Source organism: Nocardia sp. NPDC050408, assembly GCF_044458905.1.
In the GTDB taxonomy this organism is placed as follows: domain Bacteria; phylum Actinomycetota; class Actinomycetes; order Mycobacteriales; family Mycobacteriaceae; genus Nocardia.
Window position 1 is genome coordinate 115,318 of record NZ_JBITIL010000015.1, and the last position, 24,645, is coordinate 139,962.

Below are 24,645 nucleotides of genomic sequence, written 5' to 3' on the forward strand. Positions count from 1 at the left end.
CTGTCCGGGACTGGAACGACATCGAGAGGACAACGTTGACCTCGAGAAGCGTCAACCCTGACAACGCTGCTTCGGGTGACCCCGCGCCTGCACGCTTGACGGTGGGAATCGTCTCGGCGGGACGCGTCGGTTCCGCACTCGGCGCGGCGCTCGAGCGCGCCGGACACGTGGTGTTCGGCGTGGCTGCCATTTCCGATGCCTCGGTGCATCGGGCCCGCACGCGACTACCCGAATCCGAAATCCTGCCGGTCGAGGAGGTGGCCGCACGCAGCGAATTGCTGCTGCTCGCGGTACCCGATGCCGAACTACCCGGGCTGGTGCGCGGGCTCGTATCCGCGGATGTGGTCCGCGCCGGCACCATCGTCGCGCATACCTCTGGCGCCAATGGTGTGGGCGTGCTTGCTCCACTGGCCGAGCGTGGCGTATTGCCGCTGGCCATCCATCCGGCCATGACCTTCACCGGACACGACGAGGACGTCGCCCGGCTCGGCAATGCCTGCTTCGGCATTACCGCCGCCGACGAAATCGGCTTCGCCATCGCGCAATCGCTGGTGATCGAGATGGGCGGCGAGCCGGTTCGGGTGCAGGAAGAGAATCGCCAGCTCTATCACGCCGCACTCGCACACGGCAGTAATCACCTGGTCACGGTGGTGCTGGACGCGGTCGACGCATTACGCGCCGCACTCGCTGGCCCCGGCCTGCTCGGCCAGCAGATCGTCGACGATCAACCGAACGGTCTGGCTGAACGTCTGCTCGCCCCATTGGCCTCGGCCGCCCTCGACAACGCCCTGCGCCGCGGTCAGTCCGCGCTGACCGGTCCGGTGGCGCGTGGTGATGCGGATGCCGTTGCCGCACATCTGAGCGCCATGGCCGCCGTCGATACCCGCTTGGCCGCGGGCTATCGCGCCATGTCGCTGCGCACGGCCGAGCGCGCCAAGACCAATCCGGCTCTGATCGAGCTGCTGGAGGGAGGCCGATGATGGATCCGAAGTTTTCCCGGCGCGATCGACGGGCCCGGAGGAGGCGGCGTGCGTAACCACGGAGGGCCCGGAGAGCGCCATATCGAGCAGAGCGCGTATCGGCGCGGCGAGCTGACGGTGCACCACGATCCCGAGGTGATCGCCGCGGTCTCCAAGGCCCTGCGCGGCGTCGGACGTACCGTCGGCCTGGTACCAACCATGGGCGCACTGCACGAGGGGCATCTCGAGATCGTGCGCCGGGCCAAGCGGACCAATCAGGTGGTCATCGTCTCGATTTTCGTGAATCCGCTGCAGTTCGGCGCAAACGAGGATCTGGACAAATACCCGCGAACCCTCGACGCAGACGTCGAATTGCTGCGCAAGGAGGGCGTGGAGCTGGTATTCGCGCCGAGCGCCTCGGATATGTATCCGGACGGCCCGCGCACCACCGTGCATCCCGGTCCGATCGGCGCCGAGCTCGAAGGTGCCAGCCGCCCGACGCATTTCGCGGGCATGCTGACCGTGGTCGCCAAGCTGCTGAATATCGCGCGCCCGACCGAGGCATTCTTCGGAGAGAAGGACTATCAGCAGCTCACCCTGATCCGCCAGATGGTGCGCGATCTGAATATGGACGTCAAGATCGTCCCGTTGCCGACGGTTCGCGAACACGACGGCCTCGCACTGTCTTCCCGCAATCGGTATCTCGATGCGGCACAACGGGAATCGGCACTGGCCCTGTCGGCGGCGCTGGCCGCGGGTCGGCATGCCGGCGCGCTCGGTGCGGATGCCGTGCTGGCCGCGGCCCGCGCAGTGCTCGACGCGGCTCCCGGTGTCGATGTCGACTATCTCGAATTGCGCTCGTCCGCACTCGGCCCCGCCCCCGCGAACGGCAATGCGCGCCTGCTCGTCGCCGCCAAGGTCGGCTCGACCCGCTTGATCGACAACACCGCCGTCGCACTCGGCGCGCCCGTCGATGGTGGCGGTGTTGTGTCGAGCGACGTTGTGTCGAGCGACGTTGTTTCGAGCGACCTGCAAGCAGTCGCTGGCGGCCCCACACTCCCCGATTCGCGCACCGCCGCGACCGACTCCCAGCCTGCCCAGGCCAATATTTAGGAAGGGCGACAGCGATGTTGCGCACCATGATGAAGTCGAAGATCCACCGCGCCACGGTGACCCATGCCGATCTGCACTATGTCGGTTCGGTGACCGTCGACCAGGATCTGCTCGACGCCGCCGATCTGCTCGAGGGTGAGCAGGTCTGCATTGTCGATATCGATAACGGCGCCCGCCTGGAGACTTATGTGATCGCCGGTGAGCGCGGTTCGGGTGTCATCGGAATCAATGGCGCCGCCGCACATCTCGTGCATCCCGGTGATCTGGTCATCCTGATCGCCTACGGCATGATGGACGAGGCGGAGCTGAAGGAATACGCCCCGAAGGTCGTATTCGTCGACGAGCACAATCGTGCGACCGATCTCGGTTCCGATCCGGCGCATGCCCCGGAGGGTTCCGGTCTGGTCACCCCGCGCTCGCTGACCGCTGTGCCCGATGCGGCGTTCCCGGGGCCCTCCGTGGTTACGCGGGCTGCCGCCGCCGTGTCCGTCGCTCACGCCTGAGCCGATGCTGCTGACCATCGATGTCCGGAATACGAGCATTGAGCTCGGATTGTTCTCGGGCAGTGGTAATCACGCGAAGTTGGTGCGGCACTGGCGGATACATACCAATCCGCTGCTGACCGCGGACGAATTCGCCATGCAGGTGCGCGGATTGGTCGGTGAGCAGGTGGAGGAGATCGTCGGGGTTTCGGCGTTGTCCACCGTGCCGCCGGTACTGCGCGAGATCAGATCGATGCTCACTCGCTATTGGGATCACGTGCCGCATGTGGTGGTGGAACCCGGTGTGCGAACCGGTATTCCGCTACTTGTGGACAATCCCAAGGAAATCGGCGCGGACCGCATCGTGAACACCCTTGCCGCCCATCATCGTTTCGGTACGGCCGCGATTGTCGTGGATTTCGGTACGGCCACCACCGTCGATCTGGTATCGGCCAAGGGCGAGTTTCTCGGTGGTGTGCTCGCGCCGGGTGTGGAGATCTCCGGCGAGGCGCTCATCGAGCGCGCCGCATTGCGCCGGGTCGAGTTGGCGCGGCCGCGTTCGGTGGTCGGCAAGAACACCGTCGAGGCCATCCAATCCGGTGCGATATTCGGCTTCGCCGGTTTGGTGGACGGCCTGATCGATCGGATTCGCGATGAATTCGACGCATTCGCCGGTGACGATGTCGCGGTGGTCGCGACCGGCCACACCGCGCCGTTGATCGTGCCGGAATCGGAGACCATCGACCACCACGAGCCGCATCTCACATTGACCGGGTTGCGCCTGGTCTACGAGCGCAATCAGCGCCGTAAGGGCGCTTGATATGCCGATCCGGGGTGCTCGCGCATGACCGGCCACTTTGCCGCCGGTTTCGGCACTGCTACACTCGCTCCCGTGTATTCCCGCGTGAGCACCCAGGAGTGTTGTCGAGGCTGACCTGCCTCGACCGTTCGAGGCTGACCAAGTCCCTCGACCGTTGACATACTCCTGGAGATTCGCTGATGCGTTCTTCCGTTCTTTCGCTCAATTCCGCACGTAATGCCCTTTCGGCTACCCCGCCGCTGGATCGTGCCGTCTCTTCTGCATTACCCACCCGCCTGCGTCCCGCCGATCTGCTGCGGCTGACCGACGAGGGCGCCGAAGACGTACTCGCGGGACGTTACGACCATCTGTTGCCCGCCAATGGAATTTGGCCGACCGATGAGCGCTGGGCCACCCGGCTGCTTTCCGACGACGAGGTCGATGTCTGGCTGATCAGCTGGACGCCCGGCAAATCCACCGAATTGCACGATCACGCCGGCTCGCTCGGCGCATTGACCGTGCTCAGCGGCGCGCTTTCGGAATTCCGCTGGAACGGAACGGAACTGCGCCGACGCACCCTGACCGCGGGGGATCAGGCCTCGTTCCCGATCGGCTGGGTGCACGATGTGATGCGCGCACCGGCCGCTGACGACTGCTCGCAGGTCGCTCGAGACGGCGCCGCTAGCGACTGCTTGCAGGTCGCTCGAAACGGCACCGCTAGCGACTGCTTGCAGGTCGCTCGAAACGGCGCCGCTAGCGACTGCTTGCAGGTCGCTCGAAACGGCACCGCTAGCGACTGCTTGCAGGTCGCTCGAAACGGCACTGCCGTGGAATCCGTCGGGCCGCTCGATCCGACGCTCAGCGTGCACGCCTATTCACCGCCGCTCACCGCGATGTCCTATTACGAGGTGACCGGCCACGGCACCCTGCGGCGCTCCCGAACAGTCCTCACCGACCAGCCCGAAGGTGATATGTGATGACCCGTTTGACCATCGATCAGATGCTCCAGAACGCGCGGGCCCGCCTGAATCGGATCTATGCCTTCGAAACGCCGCAGGCGCTGGATCGGGGCGCGATTCTGGTCGATATCCGGCCGCAGGCGCAGCGCGCACGTGAGGGCGCACTGCCGGGCGCACTGGTGATCGAACGCAATGTCCTGGAATGGCGGCTGGATCCGTCGAGTTCGGCCCGGCTGGCGCTGGCCACCGATCACGATGTGGAATGGATCATCGTCTGCTCGGAGGGCTATACCTCCAGTCTCGCCGCGGCCGCGCTGCAGGAACTCGGTCTGCATCGGGCCACCGATGTGATCGGTGGCTATCAGGCATTGAAGGCGGCCGGCCTGCTCGGTGTCGGGGTCCGCGCGCCGCACTTCGCCCGCGAGGTCGAGGCACTGGCGACACTGTAAATTCTGGCCGAACCACTTCCATCTCGAAACATACGGGTGCGCAATGGCTTTCGCAGGATTGCCGGAGCGCGCCCGCTATTCGTGGTGTCGGAGAAGGCCGCGAAACAGGACATGAAGGACAGTTCCGGGCGCGGCTGATTCGTTAGCGGTCGGTCGTGCCCGGGCGGCCCGCAAATCGATTTCCGGTGCCCGCTAGTGTTGTTGAACGTGAGCAACCCGAACACGCCTTCATCCGGTCGCTCCGCGGGTTCGGTTCCTGCGGGGCAAGCCAACCGTCCCGCGCCCGCCGCGGACGACGTTCCGGAGCAGATGCGGATTCGGCGCGAGAAGCGCGAGCGGTTGATCGCCGATGGCGGTGAGGCCTATCCGGTAGTGGTGCCGCGCACACATACTCTCGGCGAAATTCGGGGCGCCTATCCGGAGCTCGAGCCCGACACCCAGACCGGTCTGCGGGTCGGTGTCGTCGGGCGCGTCATTTTCCTGCGCAATACCGGCAAGCTGTGTTTCGCGACGCTGCAGGAGGGCGACGGCACCAAACTGCAGGCGATGATCAGCCTCAACGGTGTCGGAGCCGACGCGCTGGCGGCCTGGAAGGCCGATGTAGACCTCGGAGACTTCGTTTTCGTGCGCGGTGAGGTGATCTCCTCACGGACCGGTGAATTGAGCGTCATGGCCGATTCCTGGGCCATGTCGGCCAAGGCCCTGCGGCCGCTGCCGGTGGCGCACAAGGAGATGAACGAGGAGTCGCGGGTACGGCAGCGCTATGTCGATCTGATCGTGCGTCCCGAGGCCAGGGAAATGGCCAGGACCAGGGTCGCGGTGGTGCGCGCGCTGCGCAATGCGCTCGAACGCCGGGGCTTCCTCGAGGTGGAGACGCCGATGCTGCAGACGCTGCACGGTGGTGCGGCGGCGCGGCCGTTCGTAACCCGTTCCAATGCCCTCGATATCGATCTCTACCTGCGAATTGCGCCCGAGCTGTTCCTCAAGCGATGCGTGGTCGGTGGGCTGGAACAGGTCTTCGAGATCAACCGGAACTTCCGTAACGAGGGGTCGGACTCCACGCATTCCCCGGAGTTCGCAATGTTGGAAACCTATGAGGCATACGGCACCTATGATGACTCCGCGCGGATGATTCGGGAATTGGTGCAGGAAGTTGCCGAGGAGGTCTTCGGCACGCAGGTGGTAACCCTTGCCGATGGCACCGAATACGATCTCCGCGGCGAGTGGACCACGGTCGAGATGTACCCGTCGCTGTCCGATGCACTTGGTGTTTCGGTGACTCCGGAAACTTCGATCGAGGAATTGCGTGCACTCGCCGATCGGGTCGGACTGGAAATTCCCGAGGACAAGGGCTATGGCCACGGCAAACTTGTCGAAGAACTCTGGGAGCACCAGTACGGTGACAAGCTCTACGCCCCGACTTTCGTGCGCGACTTCCCGGTGGAGACATCACCGCTGACCCGACAGCATCGCAGCAATCCCGGAGTTACCGAGAAGTGGGACCTCTATGTGCGCGGCTTCGAGTTGGCAACTGGCTATTCGGAGTTGGTCGATCCGGTGATCCAACGCGAGCGGTTCGTGGATCAAGCGCGGCTTGCCGCACAAGGTGATGACGAGGCGATGGCACTCGACGAGGACTTCCTCGCGGCGATGGAGCACGGCATGCCTCCGACAACAGGTACCGGTATGGGAATCGATCGGTTGTTGATGGCACTCACGGGATTGGGAATCCGGGAAACGATACTGTTCCCAATTGTGCGTCCAGTCGCTCGCTGACGATCGGATTGCATAGCTCGGCCCTCGTCTTGGAATTTTTCGAATTCGGGGTATTCTTGCCTCGGGTAATCGGCCTAGTATGCGGGTCGCACGATTTCGAGAGGACGTTCATCTCATGGCAAAGAAGGTCACCGTTAGCCTGATCGACGATGTCGATGGTGAGTCCATCGCGGACGAGACCATTGAGTTTGCGATCGACGGTGTGTCGTACGAGATCGACCTGTCGTCGGCAAATGCGGCGAAGCTGCGCGACGGCCTGGAAGAGTGGGTTTCGAGTGCTCGGCGAGTGAGTGGCCGGCGGCGGGTCAAGGCGGCGGTTGCTGCTCCCGGAGCCGCAAAGAGCCGGGTCTCGATCGATCGTGAACAAAGCGCGGCAATTCGCGAGTGGGCGCGCCGGAATGGACACAAGGTGTCCGCGCGGGGTCGTATCTCGGCCGACATCACCGATGCGTACAACAAGGCCGCGAAGGGCTGAGTTCTTATTTTATTGGGCTGCCGCCCGGGCGAATCGTGCGACGCCCGGGCGGCGGTCGTTTGTGATAGGCCTTCGATATGAGGAAGGTCTGCAGTCGACTCGATCTTGCTCGCGGTACCAGGACGCGGCACCATGGAACTGTGCGAAGAGCGTCACTGGCGGTATGGAGAGATGAGGTATCGGCGCAGTGACTGGTTTCGTCGGATCGCTGTTGCGATTCACTGATGACTCGGGTCGGCAGCAGGAGTTCATGCTCACCCCGGACCAGCAGCGCGTCACCATCGGGCGTTCCCCGCAGGCCGATCTGGCGCTGCGCTGGGACGCGGAGGTCTCGCGGCTGCATGCGGCGGTCGAATATCTGGGTGCGCACTGGACGATCGTCGATGACGGCCTGTCCCGCAACGGCACCTTCGTCAACGGAGAGCGACTGGTCGGGCGGCGGCGGCTGATGGCGGGCGATCGGATCCGGGTCGGCACCTCGCTGGTGTCGTTTCACGATTTCGGTGGTGTGGTCGATGACGCGACGCGGACCTCGACCGGCACTATTCCCACGCTGCGCTCGCTGACCGATACCCAGCGCGCGGTGCTGGTCGCGCTGTGCCGCCCATATAAGAACGGTGCTGGTTTCGCGTCGCCGGCTTCGAATCAACAGATCGCCGAGGAATTGTTCCTGAGCGTCGATGCGATCAAGACTCATCTGCGGGCACTGTTCGCCAAGTTCGGTGTGGAAAATCTGCCGCAGAATCAGAAAAGAGTCCGACTGGCCGGTTTGGCCATGCAGAGTGGGTTGATCTCCGACCGCGACTTGTGACGCCGTAGCGGCGTGGACTCTCGCTTAGGTGGCCGAGCGCTTGAACCATGGATGGTCGCGACGGTTACCGGTGTACTTGAAACATCGCCGGACCGAGTAAATCGGACCAGGTCCGGGTTTCGAGGCAGGAGAAATTCATGTTCGCGCTACGACTCGCCGCGCTGGTGGCGGCCACGCTCGCAACCGGCTTGATCGCGGGCGTTTTCTACGCTTATGCGATATCGGTGATGCCCGCGCTGAACCGCACCGATGATCGCGCGATGATCGATGTGATGCAGAAGATCAATGTGGTCATCATCAACCCGTGGTTCATGCTCGGATTCCTCGGCACCGTCGGTTTCACCTTCCTCGCGGCGGCGCTGCACCTGGGCAAGGAACACCGCACCATCTTGATCTGGCTCGGTGTGGCCTTGGCACTGAATGTGATCGCCTTCGCGGTCACCTCCGGATTGAATGTTCCTCTGAACGATCAACTGGCCGCCGCGGGCGATCCGGGCCAGATCGGTGATCTGGCAAAGGTGCGTGCCGATTTCGAATCCGCTTGGGTCCGTTGGAATATCCTCCGTGCGATTCTGCACACACTGGCATTTTTGGTGCTGACCGGGGCGCTGTTCGTGGCGGGCATCCAGCACGGCCGCGCGCATGCCGCGGGTTCAGTTGGCGCACAGCAGGTTGCACGCGTTCAGTCGGTGCCGGGCAGCGGACCGCAGACCGCCGGTCAGTACTACCGGGCGCCGATCATGGCCCAGCAGTACGGATTCGGGCAGTCCGGTGCGCAGCGGACTGGTGCGCATTCCCTCGCATAGGAATCGACCGCAGCAACTGCTAGTTCTATGCCGCCGTCGGCGGGTCGATCAGCGATCGGCTCGTCGACGGCGGTTTCGGTATGCGAACTGCGAATCCGCCAGGCCGGACTACATTCTCGCGAACGATTACGCGGCAGGCACATCCAATTCCGCACTGCGGGCCACGCGCCGGAGGGGCGATGCCGCAGCGCCGGCGGGAACCCGCCTGACGGGCCGTCTGCGGGCCGAAAACGGTGCTTTTGAGTTCGGCCCCTTACCGGACGCTGGCGGGCCTGCCGTGCGGTAACCAGGACGGCAATCGGGCACTGCTGCGCGGCCGGCGGGCAGCACGCCGGCGCACCGGCCGGCGCGGTTCGGTCGCGGCAATTGCGCGAGCGCGGGACCAGCATGCCGCGAGCCACCGTCAAGTCGGCTCGCCCGCCAATACGGCAACGTGTTCCAGTAAGGCCTCCTCGCCGCGAGGGCCGTACGCCTCCGGAATCGACGCCGGTAACTCGCACCCTGCGAGCGGTCGAAACACTGTCGGGCGCATAGCTGGTGAGTATCGGGAGGGGAACTGGATTCGCGGCTGACTTGCGCGAACTGCCCTCCGGGTGAGGATAAGTTGCGCTACGTTCTGGAACACGTTCCAGATTTGGAGGTCTTCATGCGGAGTGTTTCCGGTTCCGCGCTCGTCGTTGCCGTGCTGGCTGTGCTGTGGATTGGCGCGGGTGGCATTGCGCAGGCGGAGTATCCGGTCGACTACAACTTCTTTGCCGGAATTCCGAACGAGCTGGTGAATCATGGTGGCTCGCTGCCGGGTTCGAATGATTGGGGGTGCCGGCCCAGTGCGGAGCATCCCAATCCTGTTGTGCTCGCGCACGGTACGGGTGGTGGGGCACAGACGAATTGGGGACTCTACGCACCGCTGCTCGCGAACGAAGGTTACTGCGTCTTCTCGCTGACCTATGGCGCATACGATCTGCCGTGGCCGATCTCCGCGGTGGGCGGGATGCTGCCGATCGAGCAGAGCGCGGTGCAGTTCGGTGCGTTCGTGGATCGGGTCCTCGCGGCAACCGGGGCGAGCAAGGTGGATGTGGTCGGGCATTCGCAGGGCACGGTAATGCCGAACTATTACGCCAAGCGGCTCGGCGGGGCGGACAAGATCGATAAATATGTATCGATCGCACCGGCCTGGCGCGGTACCAATGCGGGCGGCGGTGCGGATGTGGCCGCGTTCGCCGACCGGCTCGGCGCCGGGGCCTACTTCCACGCGGCGGCGGGTTCGCTGTGCGAAGCCTGCACCGAGCTGTTGCGCGACTCGGCCTTCCTGCGGGATCTCAACAGCGACGGCGTCTACGTTCCCGGCATCACCTACACCAACATCATGGGCAGCCTCGACGAGATCGTCGTCCCCTACGACTCGGGCTTCGTGCCCGGGCCGAATGCCACGAATATCGTCGTCCAGGACGGCTGCGCGTCCGACTACTCCGAACATCTGGCCATCGCGGGCAGTCCCCGCACCGCCCGCTTCGTGCTCAACGCCCTCGATCCGGGGCATGCGCGCGAGGTGCCGTGCGAGTTCGTCCCGCCGTTCACCGGCTGACACCACGACTGGGAAGCGACGACCGGCGATTTCGCTGAGGGCAAAACCCGAGCGGAAACGTATCCCGCAACAAGCACGTTATGAGTGAATGACCGTGCTGTCGCTGGTCCCCAATAGGGTGGACTGGAGGCGGCGTAATCCCCGGCCAACTAGAGTGGAGTCCGGGGCCGCAACCCCCGGGCTTCATGGCAGGCTGACGCCACAGAAGCGTCGGACGCCAGAATGTCGGAGCAGGAGAGTGAGGGAGCGATGTTCGAGAGGTTCACCGACCGCGCGAGGCGCGTCGTTGTCCTGGCCCAAGAAGAGGCCCGGATGCTTAACCACAACTACATCGGCACCGAGCACATCCTGCTTGGGTTGATCCACGAGGGCGAGGGCGTAGCGGCGAAGTCGCTGGAATCCCTTGGTATTTCGCTGGAGGGTGTGCGTAGCCAGGTGGAGGAGATCATCGGCCAGGGCCAGCAGGCCCCGTCCGGTCATATCCCGTTCACCCCGCGTGCCAAGAAGGTGCTGGAGCTGAGTCTGCGCGAGGCGCTGCAGCTCGGCCACAACTACATCGGCACCGAGCACATTCTGCTCGGCCTGATCCGTGAAGGTGAGGGTGTCGCGGCGCAGGTGCTGGTGAAGCTGGGTGCCGATCTCAACCGGGTGCGCCAGCAGGTCATCCAGTTGCTGTCCGGATATCAGGGCAAAGAGCCGGTCGAATCCGGTTCACGCGGCGAGGCCGGGACACCGTCCACCTCGCTGGTGCTGGACCAGTTCGGTCGGAATCTGACCCAGGCCGCCCTCGAAGGCAAGCTCGACCCGGTCATCGGCCGCTCGAAGGAAATCGAGCGCGTCATGCAGGTGCTGAGCCGCCGCACCAAGAACAACCCGGTCCTCATCGGCGAGCCCGGTGTCGGTAAGACCGCCGTGGTCGAGGGTCTGGCGCAGGCCATCGTCAACGGTGAGGTCCCCGAGACGCTGAAGGATAAGCAGCTCTACACCCTCGACCTGGGTTCCCTGGTCGCGGGCAGCCGCTACCGCGGTGACTTCGAAGAGCGCCTGAAGAAGGTGCTCAAGGAGATCAACACCCGCGGCGACATCATCCTGTTCATCGACGAGCTGCACACGCTCGTCGGCGCGGGTGCCGCCGAGGGCGCGATCGACGCCGCTTCCATCCTGAAGCCGAAGCTGGCCCGCGGTGAGCTGCAGACCATCGGTGCGACCACTCTCGACGAGTACCGCAAGTACATCGAGAAGGATGCCGCCCTGGAGCGCCGGTTCCAGCCGGTGCAGGTCGGCGAGCCGACGGTCGAGCACACCATCAATATCCTCAAGGGTCTGCGTGACCGCTACGAGGCGCATCACCGGGTCTCCATCACCGATGGCGCGCTGGTTGCCGCCGCGACGCTGGCCGACCGCTACATCAACGACCGGTTCCTGCCGGACAAGGCGATCGACCTGATCGATGAGGCCGGTGCTCGCATGCGTATCCGTCGCATGACCGCCCCGCCGGACCTGCGCGAATTCGACGACAAGATCGCCGATGCGCGCCGGGAGAAGGAAAGCGCCATCGACGCGCAGGACTTCGAGAAGGCGGCGCGGCTGCGCGATAAGGAAAAGCAGCTGGTCGCCAAGCGCGCCGAGCGTGAGAAGCAATGGCGCTCCGGTGATCTGGACGTCGTGGCCGAGGTCGACGACGAGCAGATTGCAGAGGTGCTCGCCAACTGGACCGGTATTCCGGTGTTCAAGCTCACCGAGGAGGAGACGACCCGTCTGCTCCGCATGGAGGACGAGCTGCACAAGCGGATCATCGGCCAGGAGGATGCGGTCCGGGCCGTCTCCAAGGCGATCCGCCGTACACGCGCCGGTCTGAAGGATCCCAAGCGGCCCTCGGGCTCGTTCATCTTCGCCGGTCCGTCCGGTGTCGGTAAGACCGAGCTGTCCAAGGCGCTGGCGAACTTCCTGTTCGGCGATGACGACGCGCTCATCCAGATCGATATGGGCGAGTTCCACGACCGCTTCACCGCATCGCGGCTCTTCGGTGCCCCGCCCGGGTACGTGGGCTACGAAGAGGGTGGCCAGCTCACCGAAAAGGTGCGCCGCAAGCCGTTCTCGGTCGTTTTGTTCGACGAGATCGAAAAGGCACATCAGGAGATCTACAACACCCTGTTGCAGGTCCTCGAGGACGGTCGTCTCACCGACGGCCAGGGTCGTACGGTCGACTTCAAGAACACCGTGCTGATCTTCACCTCGAACCTGGGTACCTCGGACATCTCCAAGGCGGTCGGCCTGGGCTTCACCCAGTCCAACGCCGAGGGTTCGAACTACGAGCGGATGAAGCTCAAGGTCAACGACGAGCTGAAGAAGCACTTCCGGCCCGAGTTCCTCAACCGCATCGACGACGTGATCGTCTTCCACCAGCTCACCACGGATCAGATCGTGGAGATGGTGGATCTGATGATCGGCCGCGTCGCTACGCAGCTGAGGAACAAGGACATGGAGATCGAGCTGTCCCCGCAGGGCAAGGCACTGCTTGCCAAGCGCGGCTTCGATCCGGTGCTCGGCGCTCGGCCGCTGCGCCGGACCATCCAGCGCGAGATCGAGGACCAGTTGTCGGAGAAGATCCTCTTCGGCGAGATCGGTGCGGGTCAGACCATCGTGGTCGACGTCGAAGGCTGGGACGGGGAGGGCTCCGGCGAGAATGCCAAGTTCACCTTCACCGGCAAGGCGAAGCTGACCAAGGCGGCAGCGACCGAGGAGAAGCCAGAAGTCGTGCTCACGGGTGCGGGCGAAGGCACCGCGGCCGAAGCAGCTGGCGAGTAAGTCGCAACGGCTAGAAGATGCCGCCCACCGGATTCCGGTGGGCGGCATTTTTCGTATCAGCTCGTGAACCGGGCCAGCGCCGGGGCGAAGGCTTCGGCCAGTTCGCCGGGGACGATCAGTTCATCGATGCCGTACTTCTCCCTGCGGTATTCGAGCACCTCGGTGATGGTGGCCGGATCGCCGTCGAGCACACCCGCCGAGCCGGCTGCGCGCAGGCCGTGCGCGGTGAGTCCGAGCCGCTTGCTCAACCAGAACGGCAGTTCGTCACCGATGCCGACCATTTGATGGGTGAAGCGCACATCGCGATCGGTATTGTCGCGCACGATCCGGACCATCTCGGCGAGATCGGATTCGGTGGCGTCCGGTCCGGCGGCCAGCAGCACGCGATCAGCGAAATCCGCTGCGACAGTGAGCATTCGAGGACCATTCGCGGCGACGATGATCGGCGGCGCCGGGTCGACCTGTTCGCGAACCGCATGCACGGTGGCGATGAGTTGCTCGCGACGTTCGGCGGCCGAACCCCAAGGCATACCGAGCCGTTCGGCCTCGGCGCTCGCATCGGGACGCCCCGACCCGATGCCGAGTTCGAATCGTCCGTCCGAAAGCAGTTGCAGTGCGGCGGTTTCCCGCACGGTGACCGCCGGATTGCGCAGGGGCGCGGCCAGGACGTTCGGACGCAGCCGGACGGTGGTGGTCACTGCGGCGGCGGCCGCGAGTGTCGGGAATGGGGATGGGGTGTTCAGGGTGTCCGGAAGCAGGATCGTCCGGTAGCCCTGTTGCTCGGCGCGCTGGGCCGCGCGGGCCCATTCGGCGCCGGAACGCGGTGTGATGACGATGCCGAAGGTCATGCTCATGGTGTGGTCTCCCGTGAATCGGGTCGGATGGTCGTTGGGGCGGAATGCGGCTCAAGTGGTGGGAGTTTCACCGCCGCGCGGCTTTCCTCCGCGTTCGCGCAGCACCGCAAGTCGACTCCGATATTGCTGCTCGGTGATCTCGCCGCGCGCGAATGCGGTACGCAGCACGCCGATTCCGCTCTGGTGACCCCAGAACCGCCGCCGCGCGACGAAGAAGACGATGATGGCGGCCCAGAACAGCAGTGGGAAGATCCAGAAGAACGGCCAGGGATGCCATCCGCCGTCATAGTGATCGGCCCAAAAGGTGATGGCCTCGGGTTGAGTAAGAATGTTCATGCCGCAACCCTGCTCCTGATACCCCCACCCGTACATCGGCCTGTCGACGGCATTCGCCATACGCCTACGTGCGTACAAGCCAGGACTACAGGGTGTCGAAACGGTTAGTGAGCATGCGCCCCTTGTCGCAGGCTCACACACTCATGTGGGGTGTGCGGTTGCGATACCGGATGCGCTGGGGCGGTATGCATGCGCTCGCATAACCACTGGGCTCCTCGCACCTGCGGTGCGAGGAGCCGGGAAGTCAGGCGAGGGCGGCGTCGAGGGTGATGTTGTCCACCCCGGCGAGGGCCTTGCTGACCGGACAGCCCGCCTTGGCGGCGGCCGCGGCAGCTGCGAAGCCGTCGGCGTCCAGACCGGAGACCCGGCCGCGGACGGTGAGCTTGATGGCGCTGATGCGGAAGCCGCCGTCCGGATCCGGGCCGAGGGTCACATCGGCGGTGACGTCCAGGCTCTCGGGCGTGCCGCCGGCATTGCCGATCTGGGCCGAGAGGGCCATGGCGAAGCAGGAGGAGTGCGCGGCCGCGATCAGTTCCTCGGGGCTGGTGGTGCCGTCGGCATCGTCGGCGGCGCGCTTGGGGAAGGAGACGTCGTACTTGCCGACACCGGAACTGGCCAGCTCGACCTGTCCGGAGCCGTCCTGGAGGCCTCCGGTCCAAGCGGTGCGCGCGGTACGTGTGGGCATCACGATCCTTTCGAAGATGTGTGAATCACAATTCGCAGTCGAACCTACCCCCGCCGCCCCAGCGGCGCGTGCGAAGGCCAGCCCGAATCGAGCGCCTCGGTGGACAGTGGTCAGGCGGGCTCGCCGGTGTGCTGATCGAGTTGCTCGAGTACCAGCGGCCAGGCCTGTGAGTGCCGGTCGCGGGCAGCTTCATCGGCAAATCCCGCGTGCGCCAAGCGAAGTCGAGTGCCGGAGTCGATCGGCATGAGCTCGACCGTCACCATGGTTTCCGCGCCCTCGGTGCCACCGGCCCCGGTCACCCAGGTCAGCTCGACGATCTGGTCCGGAATCAGACGAATGAACCGTCCGTAGTGCGGGCTGCGCATGCCCTGGTGGTCGGTCTCGAAGAAGAACGGCGCGTTCACGACTGGGCGCATGAGGACCGAGCCGGGGGCCGCGAACCAGTGGTCGAACCGCTCGGTCCAGGCCAGGTACAGCGCCGGTGGCAGCGCGGCCATCGTGCGCTCGACCTCGAGCCTGAAGGGGCGCGACGATAGATCGGGTACCCGCACTGGTTCGAACATGCTTCGGACTGTACCGCCGGACCTGCTCACTCCGGATTGGTGACGCGCGCCAACACGATGCCGCCGAGGATCAGCGTCAGCGCCAGCAGCCGTCCGGCGCTCATCGGATCTTTGTTGATCACCACACCTAGGCTGATCGCCCCGACTGCGCCGATTCCGGTGAATACCGCGTACGCCGTGCCGACCGGCAGCGTCTGCATGGCCCGCGAGAGCAGGTACACCGCGACCGCACCGAGCACGAAGCAGATGAGGGTCGGGGCCGGGCGGGTGAAGTTCTGCGTCGGTTTGATGCTCTGTGACCAGATGATCTCCACCAGTCCGGCGATGCCGAGAATTATCCAGTTCATCAGTGCCCCTTGGCCAGCTCGCGCGCGGATTCCATTGCGGCCGAATAGGACTCGTCATGCTTGCGGCGCAGATGTGCTAATGCCGGGTCCTGCCTCGAGTTGGCGAGTTCCGCATTGACGAAAACGGTGTCGGTGACGGCGAAATGGCCCGCGAAGAAATCGCGCAGGTAGCGCTCTTGGTGGTCGAAGGCGGCCTTCGGGGCGCCGGGTGCGTAGGAGCCCCCACGCGCCGAGACGACGACAAAACGCTTGTCGCCCAATGACATCCGCGGGAAGGTGACCTGATCGAGCCAAGCCTTGAGTGCGGCCGGGATCGAGTAGTTGTACATCGGGGTGCCGATGAGAATCACGTCGGCGGCCAGCAACTCGGTCAGCAGTGGCTCCACGATCGCCCACGCGGCGGTCTGTTCCGGCGTGCGGATCAGTTCGGTGAGGCGATGCAGGTCGGTGCCGGGTTGGGCGAGGACGGCATCGCATAGTTCGGTCCATGCCTCGTCGATGAACGGCACGGGCTCGGCAGCCAAATCGCGATAGATGTAGCTGCCGTCCGGATTCTCGGCGCGCCATGCCTTGGCGAATGCCGCGCTCAGTTCCCGGCTGATGGAACAACGTCGGGCGCTGGCATCGAGATGCAACAACGTGCTCATGATTTCTCCCGTAGATATAACTGGACACTTTGTCCGGTTTATACGGTAACGGACAACCGGACACAATGTCCAGTTACATGGAATGTCGAGTACAGTCGGGATCATGAACAGCGATATGGACCTGCTCAGCGGGCATCCGGCGGCGCCGACCGAGCGCGCGGACGCGGCCCGCAACCGGGCCAAGGTGCTCGCCGCGGCCGCCGAACTGTTCGCAACGCGGGATCCGCGCACCGTCACGATGGACGACATCGCCAAGGCGGCGGGGGTCGGGCGCGGCACGCTGTATCGCCGCTATCCGGATACGAATTCGATCGCCGTCGCACTGCTCGACGAACACGAACGCACACTGCAGGAGCAGTTGTTGCGCGGTGCGCCGCCGCTCGGTCCCGGCGCGCCACCCGCCGAACGACTCGCTGCGTTCTATGCCGCCATGGTCGAATTATTGGACCAGCACGCGGATTTGGTGCTCGGTGCCGAGACCGGCGGCGCACGATTCGCGACAGGCGCCTACGGCTTCTGGTTCGCGCACGTCCGGTCGCTCTTGGTTGCAGCCGGTGTCGGTCAACCGGACGCCATGGTCGATTCGCTGCTCGCGCCGTTGGCTGCCGAGGTCTATCAGCAGCAGCGGACACGGGGCCTCACCTCCGCGCAGATCGCGGCGGCGCTGGCCGAATTGGCCCGTTCCGTACTGTCGGAGAATGCGCCGAACCGTTGACGAACTGCTGTCCGCCAACGGTTTTCGGCTACTGAAAATCAGACCATATCGCGCCGTCGCACCAGCCACATCGTGCCCGCCGCGAACAGTGCCACGTACACCAGCAGCGCGACGAGCGACTGAGCCCGCGGCAGGATATCGAGCACACCCGGCGTCGAAGGCCCGTCGACGGTCCGCATCGCACCGGCCATCGAGCCCGCCGCCGTACCCGGCAGATGATCGGTGAGCACCTTGATCGGACTGAAGATCGCCGCCACGCCGCGCAGCAGATTCTCCACCACCAGCACCCAAACCAGTCCGAGCCCGACAGCCAGGGCCGGACCGCGCGCGATCGCGCCGATCAGCGCACCGGCCAGCGTCCACATGCCGAGAATCGCTGTGCCGGTGATGATTCCGTTCGCCGCCTGCCCCAGGCCGGGCAGTGCGAGCGACTGCGATTGGGTCATCGCGATTGTCGACGCGACCCCGACATCCGCCACGAATGCGACGCACACCAGCCCGATTACCGTGACCGCCAGGCTGACCAGCGCACCGCCGATGGCGTTGTTTCGCGACGGACCCTGGGTGAGCACGGTTTTCCAAGTGCCCCAGCCGTAACCGCTACCGATGGTCAATGCGCCGAGAATGAGCATCAGCGCGCCACCGAACATTGCCATGCCCTGGGTGAAGACCTCCGGCACCGCGGCGGGCAACATCTGGTGCAGCAGCACGTCTTTGGGCACACCGTTCGACATCGTCTTCATATCGCCGGAGGAGTAGGCGAGGTAGTTGAAGAGGTAGGAAAAGGTGAGATTCAGCAGGATCCAGGTGCCGAGAATGATCCAGAATGCGGGCCACTTGCGCAGTCGCAGCATTTCCGCTTGCGTGCTTGCCACCAGGTCTTTCCCGATCATTTCACCGGCTCCAATCGGGTCATTTCGAAGAACACTTCTTCCAGGGACTTTTCGTCGGTCCGCAGTTCCAGCAGGTCCGCGCCCGATTCGACGACCGCACGCGCGACCACCGGGGCGCTGGCAGCACCCGCCTCGATTCGAATTCCACCCGCGGTCAACATGGCCGAGCGCTCGCCGACCACGCGACGTACCGCGGGAAATGCCACCTCCAGCGGTTCGGCGCGCAGTAAAAGCGAAGAGGCGCCGCGTAATTCGGCGACGGTGGATTCGGTGAGCAGTTGTCCGCCGGAGATCACCCCGACGCGATCGCAGATCTCCTGGACCTCGCTGAGCATGTGGCTGGACAACAGCACCGTGTGACCGTCCCCGGCGAGAGTTGTAATGAGCTCCCGCATTTCGGCCATGCCCTGCGGGTCGAGGCCATTGGTCGGCTCGTCCAGAATCAGCAGATCGGGACGGCCGAGCAGGGCCGCGCCGACGCCGAGGCGCTGCTTCATGCCGAGGGAGTAGGTGCGGAATTTATCGTCGGCGCGATTGGCGAGGCCGACGCGGTCGAGTGCATCCGCCACATCGGCGCGCTCGAGGCCGCGGTATTTCGCGAGCACCCGCAGGTTGTCGCGGCCGGTGAGATAGGGATAGAAGCCGGGTCCCTCGATGAGGACGCCGATGCGGCGGACCACGGCCGGATCGCCGGGGGTATGTCCGAGAACGGTGGCGGTGCCCTCGGTGGGGGGGATCAAACCGACCAGCATTCGCAGCGTGGTCGTCTTACCCGCACCGTTCGGGCCGAGGAAGCCGTAGATTTCGCCGGGCGCGACATTCATATGCACGCGGTCGACGGCTGCGTGGGTGCCGTAGCGTTTGGTCAGCCCTGCGGTGACCACGATGGAATCTGTCATGCACCGAGAATCCGCCACCGACCAGGGGTGACACATCCGTCGAGCGGCGATGCTCGGCGTACGTACGGCGGCATACGAACAGACGGTGAAAGCGGCCGCGAGGATTGATGTCGCCCAGCATATGCTCCGGTCACCGCAGCGGCGCCGACGATGAGCACCAGCGCGGCGTATGCGCCGCCAATGTCGCGGAGCGAGGGGGTTCGGGAATGCCCAAATCCTGGGCGTCACCTCGACTGACGGCCCGTGAGGTGACCATGTGGGCAGCCGCGATCGGAAATATATTCAGGGAGGAGGACGGGCATACGTAGCGCGGCGGACGTCGTGACTCGTCCGGGCTAATAGGCTGCACATGTGACAGCGCTAGGGGAATCGAAACGTGGCCCGGCCGTCCAGGACTGGGTACTCGCGCTCGTCGTCGCGGTGATCCAGGTCGCCGGGGGCCGCAATGCCAACCTGCGCCAGACCGGAGTGCACTCGCTCGACTGGCTCGGCTATGTGCTGTTGCTCATCGGACCGGTGGCGCTATTGCTACGCCGTTCCTACCCGCTGCCCGCGCTGCTCGTTACGGTCACGACCTGTGCGGTGTATCTGCTGTGCGGCTACGGCTACGGCCCGATTTTCATCTCGCTGGTGATCGCATTCATCAGCGCCGCGATCGTCGGATCACGCTGGTGGACATATCCGCTCGCACCGATCGGCTATCTCGTGCTGCTCTGGCCGCTGCCCGCGCTGATCGGGCATCCGGCCGACCCGTGGCTGGCATTCGGCATGATCGCCTGGCTGGGGATACTGGTCGCGATCGCGGAGGGGATCCGCCAACGCAAGGCAGTGCTGGTCGCGCGCAGACAGCGGGCCGAGGCGGCGCGTCGTGATGAGGAGGCGCAGCGAGAACGGCGGGCCAGCGAGGAGCGGCTCGCGATCGCCCGTGAGCTGCACGATGTACTGGCGCACAGTCTTTCGCTGATCAATGTGCAGTCGTCGGTGGCGCTGGAGCTCTTCGACAAGAAGCCGGAGCAGGCCGAATCGGCGCTCGCGGCGATCAAGACGGCGAGTAAGGATGCGTTGGCCGAGGTGCATACGTTGCTGCACGCGATCCGCAGCGGCGGCCCGACGCTCGGTGCGGCCGAAGTGCGCGACTCGGACCTCGCGCCTGGCCCCGAATCCACGCCTGCGCAATTCCAACGGGTCCAAGACAATTCGGTTGCCCACGGCCTCGAGACCCGCCCGCCCGCCCCACGTAGTCCCGCCCCGAGCATCGAGGACCTGGACGCATTGCTGCAGCGCACCCGTGCGGCCGGTCTCACGGTCGACACCCGCATTATCGGCACCGCACACAAACTGCCCAGCGTCGTCGATGTGGCGGCGGCGCGCATCATCCAGGAATCGCTGACCAATGTGGTCCGCCACGCGCCCGGCGCGCCGGCCGCGGTGACCATCCGGTATGCCGCCGATTCGGTCGAGATCACCATCGACAATGCTCGCGCCACCGGCACACAATCGAAGTCCGGAGCCAGCGGCGGCAATGGCATTCTCGGCATGCGCGAGCGCGCACACGCCCTCGGCGGACAGCTCATCGCCGGCCCTCGGCCGAGTGGCGGATACCGCGTGGTGGCTCGGCTACCGTCCCAGATGGGGGCTCAGGAGGAGGCGCGATGAACGCGGGATCCCGCGGCAATTCGACAGGTGGGCCTGTTCGGGTGCTTGTTGCCGACGATCAGGCACTTGTGCGCGGCGGTTTCGTCGCACTGCTCGAGGCACAGGACGACATCCAGGTGGTGGGTGAGGCCGATAACGGTGAACAAGCCGTCCGCATGACCCGCAGTCTGACCCCCGACGTGGTCCTGATGGATATCAGAATGCCCGTTCTGGATGGACTTGCCGCCACCCGAATGATCGCTGCGGATCCGAAACTCGCCGATGTGCGGGTGGTCGTCCTGACCACCTTCGAACTCGACGAATACGTCTTCGAGGCCATGCGCGCGGGGGCAACGGGATTCCTGGTCAAACACACCGAGCCCGCTGATCTCGTCCGTGCTATCCGAGTTGTCGCCGCGGGTGATGCCCTGCTCTCGCCCGGTGTCACGCGCCGCCTCATCGCCGAATTCTCCGCCCATGCCAAACAGCCCCCACCCGCCGCCTTCACCGAACTGACCGACCGCGAGCGCGAGGTGATGACCCTGGTGGCGGAGGGTCTCACCAATGCCGAAATCGGCGAGCGCCTGTTTATGAGCCCCGCCACCGCCCGCACCCACGTCAGCCGCATCCTCATGAAGCTGGACGCGCGAGACCGCACCCAACTCGTAGTCATGGCCTACGAATCCGGCCTGGTCCGCCCCGGCTGGCAATAATGCTGTCGCACATACCGAATAGCCTGTGCGCGATAGCCACTACCTATGCGACACCAATTGCCTCGCTTCCCCTCGGAAGTAGCGGCGGGCACTCGGGTGGTACATGGCGGGGATGGCGATCAGGACGGCGAGGATATGCCCGGTGCGGAAGGTTCCGGTGATCACCGCGGATGCGGTGAGGTTGTCGAACAGGTCGCCGATTTGCTTGGCGGACAACGTGGCTGCCAGTGGTTCGATGATCAACGAGGCCAGGCCGATCACACCGATGCCCAAGGTGAGTACCGTCTTGGCCCAGCGGGCACCGCGCGCCATCTGGACGGCAACGCCGAGAACCACCAGATAGATGCCGCCGCGAATAGCTAGACCTGTTGCGAGCGAGCCGATATCGGCGTTCGGGCGGTCCAATTGCACGGCGATGTATGTGATGGCCTCGCCGACGCCGCACAGCAGCGCTACTACGAGTCCGATGAATGCCACGGAAATCGAGCGCGGTGGGTCGGTTCGTGGCTGTGCGGAAAAGGCAGTGCCGGTCATACAACCGACACTGCCTTTCGCGTTCCGAACTCCGGATCAGCCTGCGGTAGCAGCCGTTTCTCGTACCGGAGTGCTATCGCGCGTGGCGAATTCGGTGAGTGCCGCGAATCCGAGACCGAGGCAGGCCCACAGCGTGGCCGTCTCGCCGAGCGATGTCGCACGGAACTGCCACAGCAGAACGGCCGGGAAGTCGTCGTTCACCTCGTTGACGCCGGGCAACAGGATGTACCCGAGCACGACGATGAGCACGAACGCCGCGACCCCGGCGATCAGCCGGATCGTACCGAGTTGCGCGGCAAGCAGTTTGTAGACGTACAGCCCGATGCCGACCGCAGCCAGTCCGAGTAGCACCGCCGCCAACCACAGCAGGGTGCGCTGGTTGATTGTGTCCGGTTCACCCACGGCGGGCGGATTGGCCGGGTACTTGAAGAACGGCACCGCTACGATCGCGGTCCAACCTGCCAATGCCAATCCGAGCGCGAGCTTCGGTCCGGACAAGGTGGTGTATCGGCGCGCGAAAGACGCGACCGAAGCGAAGATCGCCCCGAACGCGAGCCCGGCAAGTCCGAGGGCAAGGAACTGCCCGAACTTCTGTCCGGAACGGCTGACCAGCGGTTCTTCCTCGTCGCCGTGTGTATGCCCGGCTGGTTCCTGGGCGTGCTCGGCGGCCTGTTCTTTAGCGGAATTGGCTTCTTCGATAGAAATGGCGGTGTCGATCTTGGGTTCGCCGACGAAGTAGCCCACTGTCGCAGCCAGCAGGCCGGCGATGAGGCCGGCCAGCAGGCCACGGAGCAGCAGGGTCTTGAGCGATCCGATCAATGGCACGGCACACCGAGCAGGTGGCGTCCGTCGTGCATGAGCTCATGCAGATACATCCCGCTGCGCGAGATGACGCCCTGATCGAAGCCGACCAGGTACAGCGTGAGCAATGCGAGAAGAACGACGCCTACTGCGATGAGCAGCGTGCCGAGTGAATCAGTTGCCCGACTCGGTGAATGCGCGATAGCCATTCGAGTCCTCCTAGGGATGCGCGTCCCGTGAGTTGTTCGGTGCGAAGGTGCCGGTGTCTGGCTTTCCGGCACCAAGGACTCGGTGCAAGAACACAGTGGCGCGACCGCTTCGGAATTTCACCGAATTACCGCGTCACCCTCGCGTTTGTCATTTCGAACTGTGACATCCCCTCGCACTCGCCGTCAACACGGCGGGCAACTTGCCCAGGCCGGGATGGGCGAGTCGCGCGCCGCGTCTGTCCAGCGGTTTCAGGAAGCGGACTTGGCCGCGACGTCCAGTACGACCTCGAACTCCAGCAGCGAGGCACCCGTCGAAACCGGCTTCTGCCGCTCGCCGGCGTGCGCCTCGCGCGCGGGCCCGTCCCGCCACGCCGCGAACGACTCCTCCGAATCCCACTGGGTGACAACGAAGTACCGGTTCTCCCCGGCCACCGGCCGCAGCAATTGGAAGCCGAGGAAGCCCGGCGAGCCCTCGACCGCATGTGCGCGATGGGCGAATCGCTTCTCCAACTCGGGGCCCGCGCCCTCCGGAACCTCGATCGCATTGATCTTCACAACAGCCATGGCTCCGACGATACGTCCGTGCCAACCGGGCACCCCGCAGCGCATACGGGGCAGACCATCGAAGGCGAGTCGATTGCGAGACTCTGCAATGACGGCTCTTACGAGCGAGGAGCTCGCGGCCCGTCTCGCGTCCGAGCCGTCGAACCGCATGCGACGAAGTCACGGGACTCGCCTTCCCGCATGCGTGCACCGGGTGCCGAACGGCCCCGCCATCACCAACCACCACGGAGCGAGTCTTACGAGCGACCGTTCGCGGCCCGTCTCGCGTCCGAGCCGTCGAAGCGCATGCGACGAAGTCGCGAGTCTCGACGGCTCGGACGCGAGACACCAGGGGGCCGCGAACCCGCCGCGCCGAAGGCGCGGCAAGATAACACAGTGTTGTACGACGAAGGCGGAGCGGGAGTGCCGATCCTGCTGCTGCACGGACTGATGGGCAGTGCCCGCACCTGGCGCGATCAGCTGGGCTGGCTGCGGAAGTTCGGCCACATCTACACCTTCGACGCCGCTGGTCACGGTCGCCCCGCACCCGTGGAGCTGACCACCGAGGCTTTCATCGATGACCTCGCTTCGGCGACGGCCGAAATTTCCGAACCCATGGTGGTCATCGGACATTCGATGGGTGGCCTGCACGGCTGGGTATTCGCGGCGCAGTATCCGCAGCGGGTGCGCGCGCTGGTGGTCGAGGATATCGCCCCCGACTTCCGCGGCCGCACCGCCGCGAACTGGGCGGCCATGATCGAGGCCTGGCCGCAGCCATTTCCGAATGCGGACGCGGTGTTGGATTTCTTCGGCCCGGTCGCCGGGCGGTACTTCCTCGACTCTTTCGATCAGGGTCCGGACGGCTATCGCCTACACGGTTCGGTCGCGACCTTCCGCGATATCTCCGAGGAGTGGGGGACCCGCGACTTCTGGGCGCAATGGCGCGCGGTCGAAGCGCCGGCGCTCTTGATCGAAGGCGAATTCACCATCACTCCCGAGGGGCAGATGCGGCAGATGGCCGAGGTCCATCCCGATGCCGTCTACGTCCGAATTCCGAACTCCGGACACCTGGTTCACGACGATCAGCCCGAGCGCTACCGCACCGAGGTCGAAGCCTTCCTTCGCAAAATTCTCGACCACCGCGTACAAGATTGATCTAGTCCGCTGGCCAGGGCTGACAAGTCGTCGCGTTCGTTCGATGACCAGCATGTGGTTGGGTTTGCGGCCACTACAACCCCGGGTTGCGATT

28 protein-coding genes and 1 riboswitch are annotated in these 24,645 nt (G+C 64.9%); of the genes, 16 read left to right on the forward strand and 12 right to left on the reverse strand.

Going from position 1 to position 24,645, the window contains the following annotated elements:
* Positions 1–35: 35 nt before the first annotated feature.
* The 12 genes from ACIBJI_RS31870 (at position 36) to ACIBJI_RS31925 (ending at position 13,022) form a co-directional block, all read left to right on the forward strand.
* Complete coding sequence (locus ACIBJI_RS31870) at positions 36–980, forward strand: DUF2520 domain-containing protein (RefSeq protein WP_364353922.1); 945 nt, start codon at positions 36–38, stop codon at positions 978–980.
* Between the two features lie 48 nt (positions 981–1,028).
* Entirely contained in the window at positions 1,029–2,072 is a 1,044-nt protein-coding gene (panC, locus tag ACIBJI_RS31875) for a pantoate--beta-alanine ligase (protein WP_397087050.1), read from the forward strand.
* Positions 2,073–2,086: 14 nt separating this feature from the next.
* Positions 2,087–2,575: an aspartate 1-decarboxylase gene (gene panD / locus ACIBJI_RS31880; protein ID WP_364353916.1), complete on the forward strand. Its 489-nt coding sequence runs from the start codon at positions 2,087–2,089 to the stop codon at positions 2,573–2,575.
* Between the two features lie 4 nt (positions 2,576–2,579).
* Positions 2,580–3,374 carry a type III pantothenate kinase gene (locus ACIBJI_RS31885; RefSeq protein WP_364353913.1) on the forward strand — a complete coding sequence of 265 codons (795 nt, stop codon included), beginning with the start codon at positions 2,580–2,582 and terminating at the stop codon, positions 3,372–3,374.
* 179 nt (positions 3,375–3,553) lie between these two features.
* Positions 3,554–4,330: a cysteine dioxygenase gene (locus tag ACIBJI_RS31890; protein ID WP_397087052.1), complete on the forward strand. Its 777-nt coding sequence runs from the start codon at positions 3,554–3,556 to the stop codon at positions 4,328–4,330.
* A gap of 8 nt (positions 4,331–4,338) precedes the next feature.
* Positions 4,339–4,761: a rhodanese-like domain-containing protein gene (locus ACIBJI_RS31895; protein WP_364354209.1), complete on the forward strand. Its 423-nt coding sequence runs from the start codon at positions 4,339–4,341 to the stop codon at positions 4,759–4,761.
* A 309-nt stretch (positions 4,762–5,070) separates the two neighbouring features.
* Entirely contained in the window at positions 5,071–6,537 is a 1,467-nt protein-coding gene (gene lysS / locus ACIBJI_RS31900) for a lysine--tRNA ligase (protein ID WP_397087085.1), read from the forward strand.
* A gap of 115 nt (positions 6,538–6,652) precedes the next feature.
* Positions 6,653–7,012, forward strand: coding sequence for an Lsr2 family protein (locus ACIBJI_RS31905; protein ID WP_040686163.1), 360 nt, complete (start codon positions 6,653–6,655; stop codon positions 7,010–7,012).
* Between the two features lie 250 nt (positions 7,013–7,262).
* The gene (locus ACIBJI_RS31910; RefSeq protein ID WP_364354203.1) at positions 7,263–7,823 is read left to right on the forward strand and encodes an FHA domain-containing protein; all 561 of its coding nucleotides are present in this window, start codon (positions 7,263–7,265) and stop codon (positions 7,821–7,823) included.
* A gap of 137 nt (positions 7,824–7,960) precedes the next feature.
* Positions 7,961–8,629, forward strand: coding sequence for a DUF1772 domain-containing protein (locus ACIBJI_RS31915; RefSeq protein WP_397087054.1), 669 nt, complete (start codon positions 7,961–7,963; stop codon positions 8,627–8,629).
* Positions 8,630–9,275: 646 nt separating this feature from the next.
* Entirely contained in the window at positions 9,276–10,214 is a 939-nt protein-coding gene (locus tag ACIBJI_RS31920; RefSeq protein WP_364353906.1) for an alpha/beta fold hydrolase, read from the forward strand.
* 249 nt (positions 10,215–10,463) lie between these two features.
* Complete coding sequence (locus tag ACIBJI_RS31925) at positions 10,464–13,022, forward strand: ATP-dependent Clp protease ATP-binding subunit (RefSeq protein ID WP_364353903.1); 2,559 nt, start codon at positions 10,464–10,466, stop codon at positions 13,020–13,022.
* A gap of 56 nt (positions 13,023–13,078) precedes the next feature.
* On the opposite strand, the gene ACIBJI_RS31930 is transcribed toward ACIBJI_RS31925, so the two are convergent.
* From ACIBJI_RS31930 to ACIBJI_RS31955, 6 genes are all read right to left on the reverse strand, one after another.
* Complete coding sequence (locus ACIBJI_RS31930) at positions 13,079–13,876, reverse strand: LLM class flavin-dependent oxidoreductase (RefSeq protein WP_364353900.1); 798 nt, start codon at positions 13,874–13,876, stop codon at positions 13,079–13,081.
* A 51-nt stretch (positions 13,877–13,927) separates the two neighbouring features.
* Positions 13,928–14,212: an SHOCT domain-containing protein gene (locus ACIBJI_RS31935; protein WP_364353897.1), complete on the reverse strand. Its 285-nt coding sequence runs from the start codon at positions 14,210–14,212 to the stop codon at positions 13,928–13,930.
* 244 nt (positions 14,213–14,456) lie between these two features.
* On the reverse strand, positions 14,457–14,897 hold the full coding sequence (locus tag ACIBJI_RS31940) for an OsmC family peroxiredoxin (protein WP_040686169.1): 441 nt from the start codon (positions 14,895–14,897) through the stop codon (positions 14,457–14,459).
* A 110-nt stretch (positions 14,898–15,007) separates the two neighbouring features.
* Positions 15,008–15,460 (reverse strand): SRPBCC domain-containing protein, encoded by a 453-nt coding sequence (locus ACIBJI_RS31945; RefSeq protein ID WP_396957725.1) that lies wholly within the window; start codon positions 15,458–15,460, stop codon positions 15,008–15,010.
* Between the two features lie 26 nt (positions 15,461–15,486).
* Entirely contained in the window at positions 15,487–15,807 is a 321-nt protein-coding gene (locus tag ACIBJI_RS31950; protein WP_397087057.1) for a DMT family transporter, read from the reverse strand.
* Complete coding sequence (locus tag ACIBJI_RS31955) at positions 15,807–16,454, reverse strand: NAD(P)H-dependent oxidoreductase (RefSeq protein WP_364353888.1); 648 nt, start codon at positions 16,452–16,454, stop codon at positions 15,807–15,809. The genes ACIBJI_RS31950 and ACIBJI_RS31955 overlap by 1 nt, the downstream gene beginning before the upstream one ends.
* A gap of 103 nt (positions 16,455–16,557) precedes the next feature.
* Between ACIBJI_RS31955 and ACIBJI_RS31960 the strand changes: the two genes are divergently transcribed.
* Positions 16,558–17,169 (forward strand): TetR/AcrR family transcriptional regulator, encoded by a 612-nt coding sequence (locus tag ACIBJI_RS31960; protein ID WP_396957719.1) that lies wholly within the window; start codon positions 16,558–16,560, stop codon positions 17,167–17,169.
* 38 nt (positions 17,170–17,207) lie between these two features.
* Here the strand turns inward: ACIBJI_RS31960 and ACIBJI_RS31965 are convergent, their stop codons facing one another.
* Together ACIBJI_RS31965 and ACIBJI_RS31970 are read right to left on the reverse strand one after the other, a co-directional pair.
* Positions 17,208–18,062 (reverse strand): ABC transporter permease, encoded by an 855-nt coding sequence (locus ACIBJI_RS31965; RefSeq protein WP_396957717.1) that lies wholly within the window; start codon positions 18,060–18,062, stop codon positions 17,208–17,210.
* The gene (locus ACIBJI_RS31970) at positions 18,059–18,961 is read right to left on the reverse strand and encodes an ABC transporter ATP-binding protein (RefSeq protein WP_397087059.1); all 903 of its coding nucleotides are present in this window, start codon (positions 18,959–18,961) and stop codon (positions 18,059–18,061) included. The genes ACIBJI_RS31965 and ACIBJI_RS31970 overlap by 4 nt, the downstream gene beginning before the upstream one ends.
* Before the next feature lie 351 nt (positions 18,962–19,312).
* On the opposite strand from ACIBJI_RS31970, the gene ACIBJI_RS31975 reads away from it, so the two are divergent.
* Positions 19,313–20,617, forward strand: coding sequence for a histidine kinase (locus ACIBJI_RS31975; RefSeq protein ID WP_364353876.1), 1,305 nt, complete (start codon positions 19,313–19,315; stop codon positions 20,615–20,617).
* Entirely contained in the window at positions 20,614–21,309 is a 696-nt protein-coding gene (locus ACIBJI_RS31980) for a response regulator transcription factor (protein WP_364353873.1), read from the forward strand. Before ACIBJI_RS31975 ends, ACIBJI_RS31980 begins: the two co-directional genes overlap by 4 nt.
* A gap of 39 nt (positions 21,310–21,348) precedes the next feature.
* Here the strand turns inward: ACIBJI_RS31980 and ACIBJI_RS31985 are convergent, their stop codons facing one another.
* The 4 genes from ACIBJI_RS31985 to mhuD form a co-directional block, all read right to left on the reverse strand.
* Positions 21,349–21,843, reverse strand: coding sequence for a hypothetical protein (locus tag ACIBJI_RS31985; RefSeq protein WP_364353870.1), 495 nt, complete (start codon positions 21,841–21,843; stop codon positions 21,349–21,351).
* A 36-nt stretch (positions 21,844–21,879) separates the two neighbouring features.
* Positions 21,880–22,668 (reverse strand): CbtA family protein, encoded by a 789-nt coding sequence (locus ACIBJI_RS31990; RefSeq protein ID WP_396957712.1) that lies wholly within the window; start codon positions 22,666–22,668, stop codon positions 21,880–21,882.
* Positions 22,659–22,853 carry a CbtB-domain containing protein gene (locus ACIBJI_RS31995; RefSeq protein ID WP_040686176.1) on the reverse strand — a complete coding sequence of 65 codons (195 nt, stop codon included), beginning with the start codon at positions 22,851–22,853 and terminating at the stop codon, positions 22,659–22,661. The genes ACIBJI_RS31990 and ACIBJI_RS31995 overlap by 10 nt, the downstream gene beginning before the upstream one ends.
* 30 nt (positions 22,854–22,883) lie before the next feature.
* A riboswitch (cobalamin riboswitch) is annotated at positions 22,884–23,037 on the reverse strand.
* A gap of 65 nt (positions 23,038–23,102) precedes the next feature.
* Positions 23,103–23,417 carry a mycobilin-forming heme oxygenase MhuD gene (gene mhuD / locus ACIBJI_RS32000; protein WP_040686177.1) on the reverse strand — a complete coding sequence of 105 codons (315 nt, stop codon included), beginning with the start codon at positions 23,415–23,417 and terminating at the stop codon, positions 23,103–23,105.
* 375 nt (positions 23,418–23,792) lie between these two features.
* Here mhuD and ACIBJI_RS32005 point away from each other — a divergent pair, with 375 nt between their 5' ends.
* Positions 23,793–24,551, forward strand: coding sequence for an alpha/beta fold hydrolase (locus ACIBJI_RS32005; RefSeq protein WP_396957709.1), 759 nt, complete (start codon positions 23,793–23,795; stop codon positions 24,549–24,551).
* Positions 24,552–24,645 lie beyond the last annotated feature (94 nt).

Bases quoted from the DNA above. Each gene is read 5' to 3' on its own strand.
- ACIBJI_RS31950 (WP_397087057.1), bottom strand. From the start codon at position 15,807: ATGAACTGGATAATTCTCGGCATCGCCGGACTGGTGGAGATCATCTGG.
- ACIBJI_RS31980 (WP_364353873.1), top strand. From the start codon at position 20,614: ATGAACGCGGGATCCCGCGGCAATTCGACAGGTGGGCCTGTTCGGGTG.
- ACIBJI_RS31920 (WP_364353906.1), top strand. From the start codon at position 9,276: ATGCGGAGTGTTTCCGGTTCCGCGCTCGTCGTTGCCGTGCTGGCTGTG.
- ACIBJI_RS31910 (WP_364354203.1), top strand. From the start codon at position 7,263: ATGCTCACCCCGGACCAGCAGCGCGTCACCATCGGGCGTTCCCCGCAG.
- ACIBJI_RS31915 (WP_397087054.1), top strand. From the start codon at position 7,961: ATGTTCGCGCTACGACTCGCCGCGCTGGTGGCGGCCACGCTCGCAACC.
- mhuD (WP_040686177.1), bottom strand. From the start codon at position 23,417: ATGGCTGTTGTGAAGATCAATGCGATCGAGGTTCCGGAGGGCGCGGGC.
- ACIBJI_RS31905 (WP_040686163.1), top strand. From the start codon at position 6,653: ATGGCAAAGAAGGTCACCGTTAGCCTGATCGACGATGTCGATGGTGAG.
- ACIBJI_RS31985 (WP_364353870.1), bottom strand. From the start codon at position 21,843: ATGACCGGCACTGCCTTTTCCGCACAGCCACGAACCGACCCACCGCGC.
- ACIBJI_RS31970 (WP_397087059.1), bottom strand. From the start codon at position 18,961: ATGACAGATTCCATCGTGGTCACCGCAGGGCTGACCAAACGCTACGGC.
- ACIBJI_RS31960 (WP_396957719.1), top strand. From the start codon at position 16,558: ATGAACAGCGATATGGACCTGCTCAGCGGGCATCCGGCGGCGCCGACC.
- lysS (WP_397087085.1), top strand. From the start codon at position 5,071: ATGCGGATTCGGCGCGAGAAGCGCGAGCGGTTGATCGCCGATGGCGGT.
- ACIBJI_RS31930 (WP_364353900.1), bottom strand. From the start codon at position 13,876: ATGAGCATGACCTTCGGCATCGTCATCACACCGCGTTCCGGCGCCGAA.
- ACIBJI_RS31945 (WP_396957725.1), bottom strand. From the start codon at position 15,460: ATGTTCGAACCAGTGCGGGTACCCGATCTATCGTCGCGCCCCTTCAGG.
- ACIBJI_RS31940 (WP_040686169.1), bottom strand. From the start codon at position 14,897: ATGCCCACACGTACCGCGCGCACCGCTTGGACCGGAGGCCTCCAGGAC.
- panD (WP_364353916.1), top strand. From the start codon at position 2,087: ATGTTGCGCACCATGATGAAGTCGAAGATCCACCGCGCCACGGTGACC.
- ACIBJI_RS31965 (WP_396957717.1), bottom strand. From the start codon at position 18,062: ATGATCGGGAAAGACCTGGTGGCAAGCACGCAAGCGGAAATGCTGCGA.
- ACIBJI_RS31925 (WP_364353903.1), top strand. From the start codon at position 10,464: ATGTTCGAGAGGTTCACCGACCGCGCGAGGCGCGTCGTTGTCCTGGCC.
- ACIBJI_RS31890 (WP_397087052.1), top strand. From the start codon at position 3,554: ATGCGTTCTTCCGTTCTTTCGCTCAATTCCGCACGTAATGCCCTTTCG.
- ACIBJI_RS31885 (WP_364353913.1), top strand. From the start codon at position 2,580: ATGCTGCTGACCATCGATGTCCGGAATACGAGCATTGAGCTCGGATTG.
- ACIBJI_RS31995 (WP_040686176.1), bottom strand. From the start codon at position 22,853: ATGGCTATCGCGCATTCACCGAGTCGGGCAACTGATTCACTCGGCACG.
- ACIBJI_RS31955 (WP_364353888.1), bottom strand. From the start codon at position 16,454: ATGAGCACGTTGTTGCATCTCGATGCCAGCGCCCGACGTTGTTCCATC.
- ACIBJI_RS31935 (WP_364353897.1), bottom strand. From the start codon at position 14,212: ATGAACATTCTTACTCAACCCGAGGCCATCACCTTTTGGGCCGATCAC.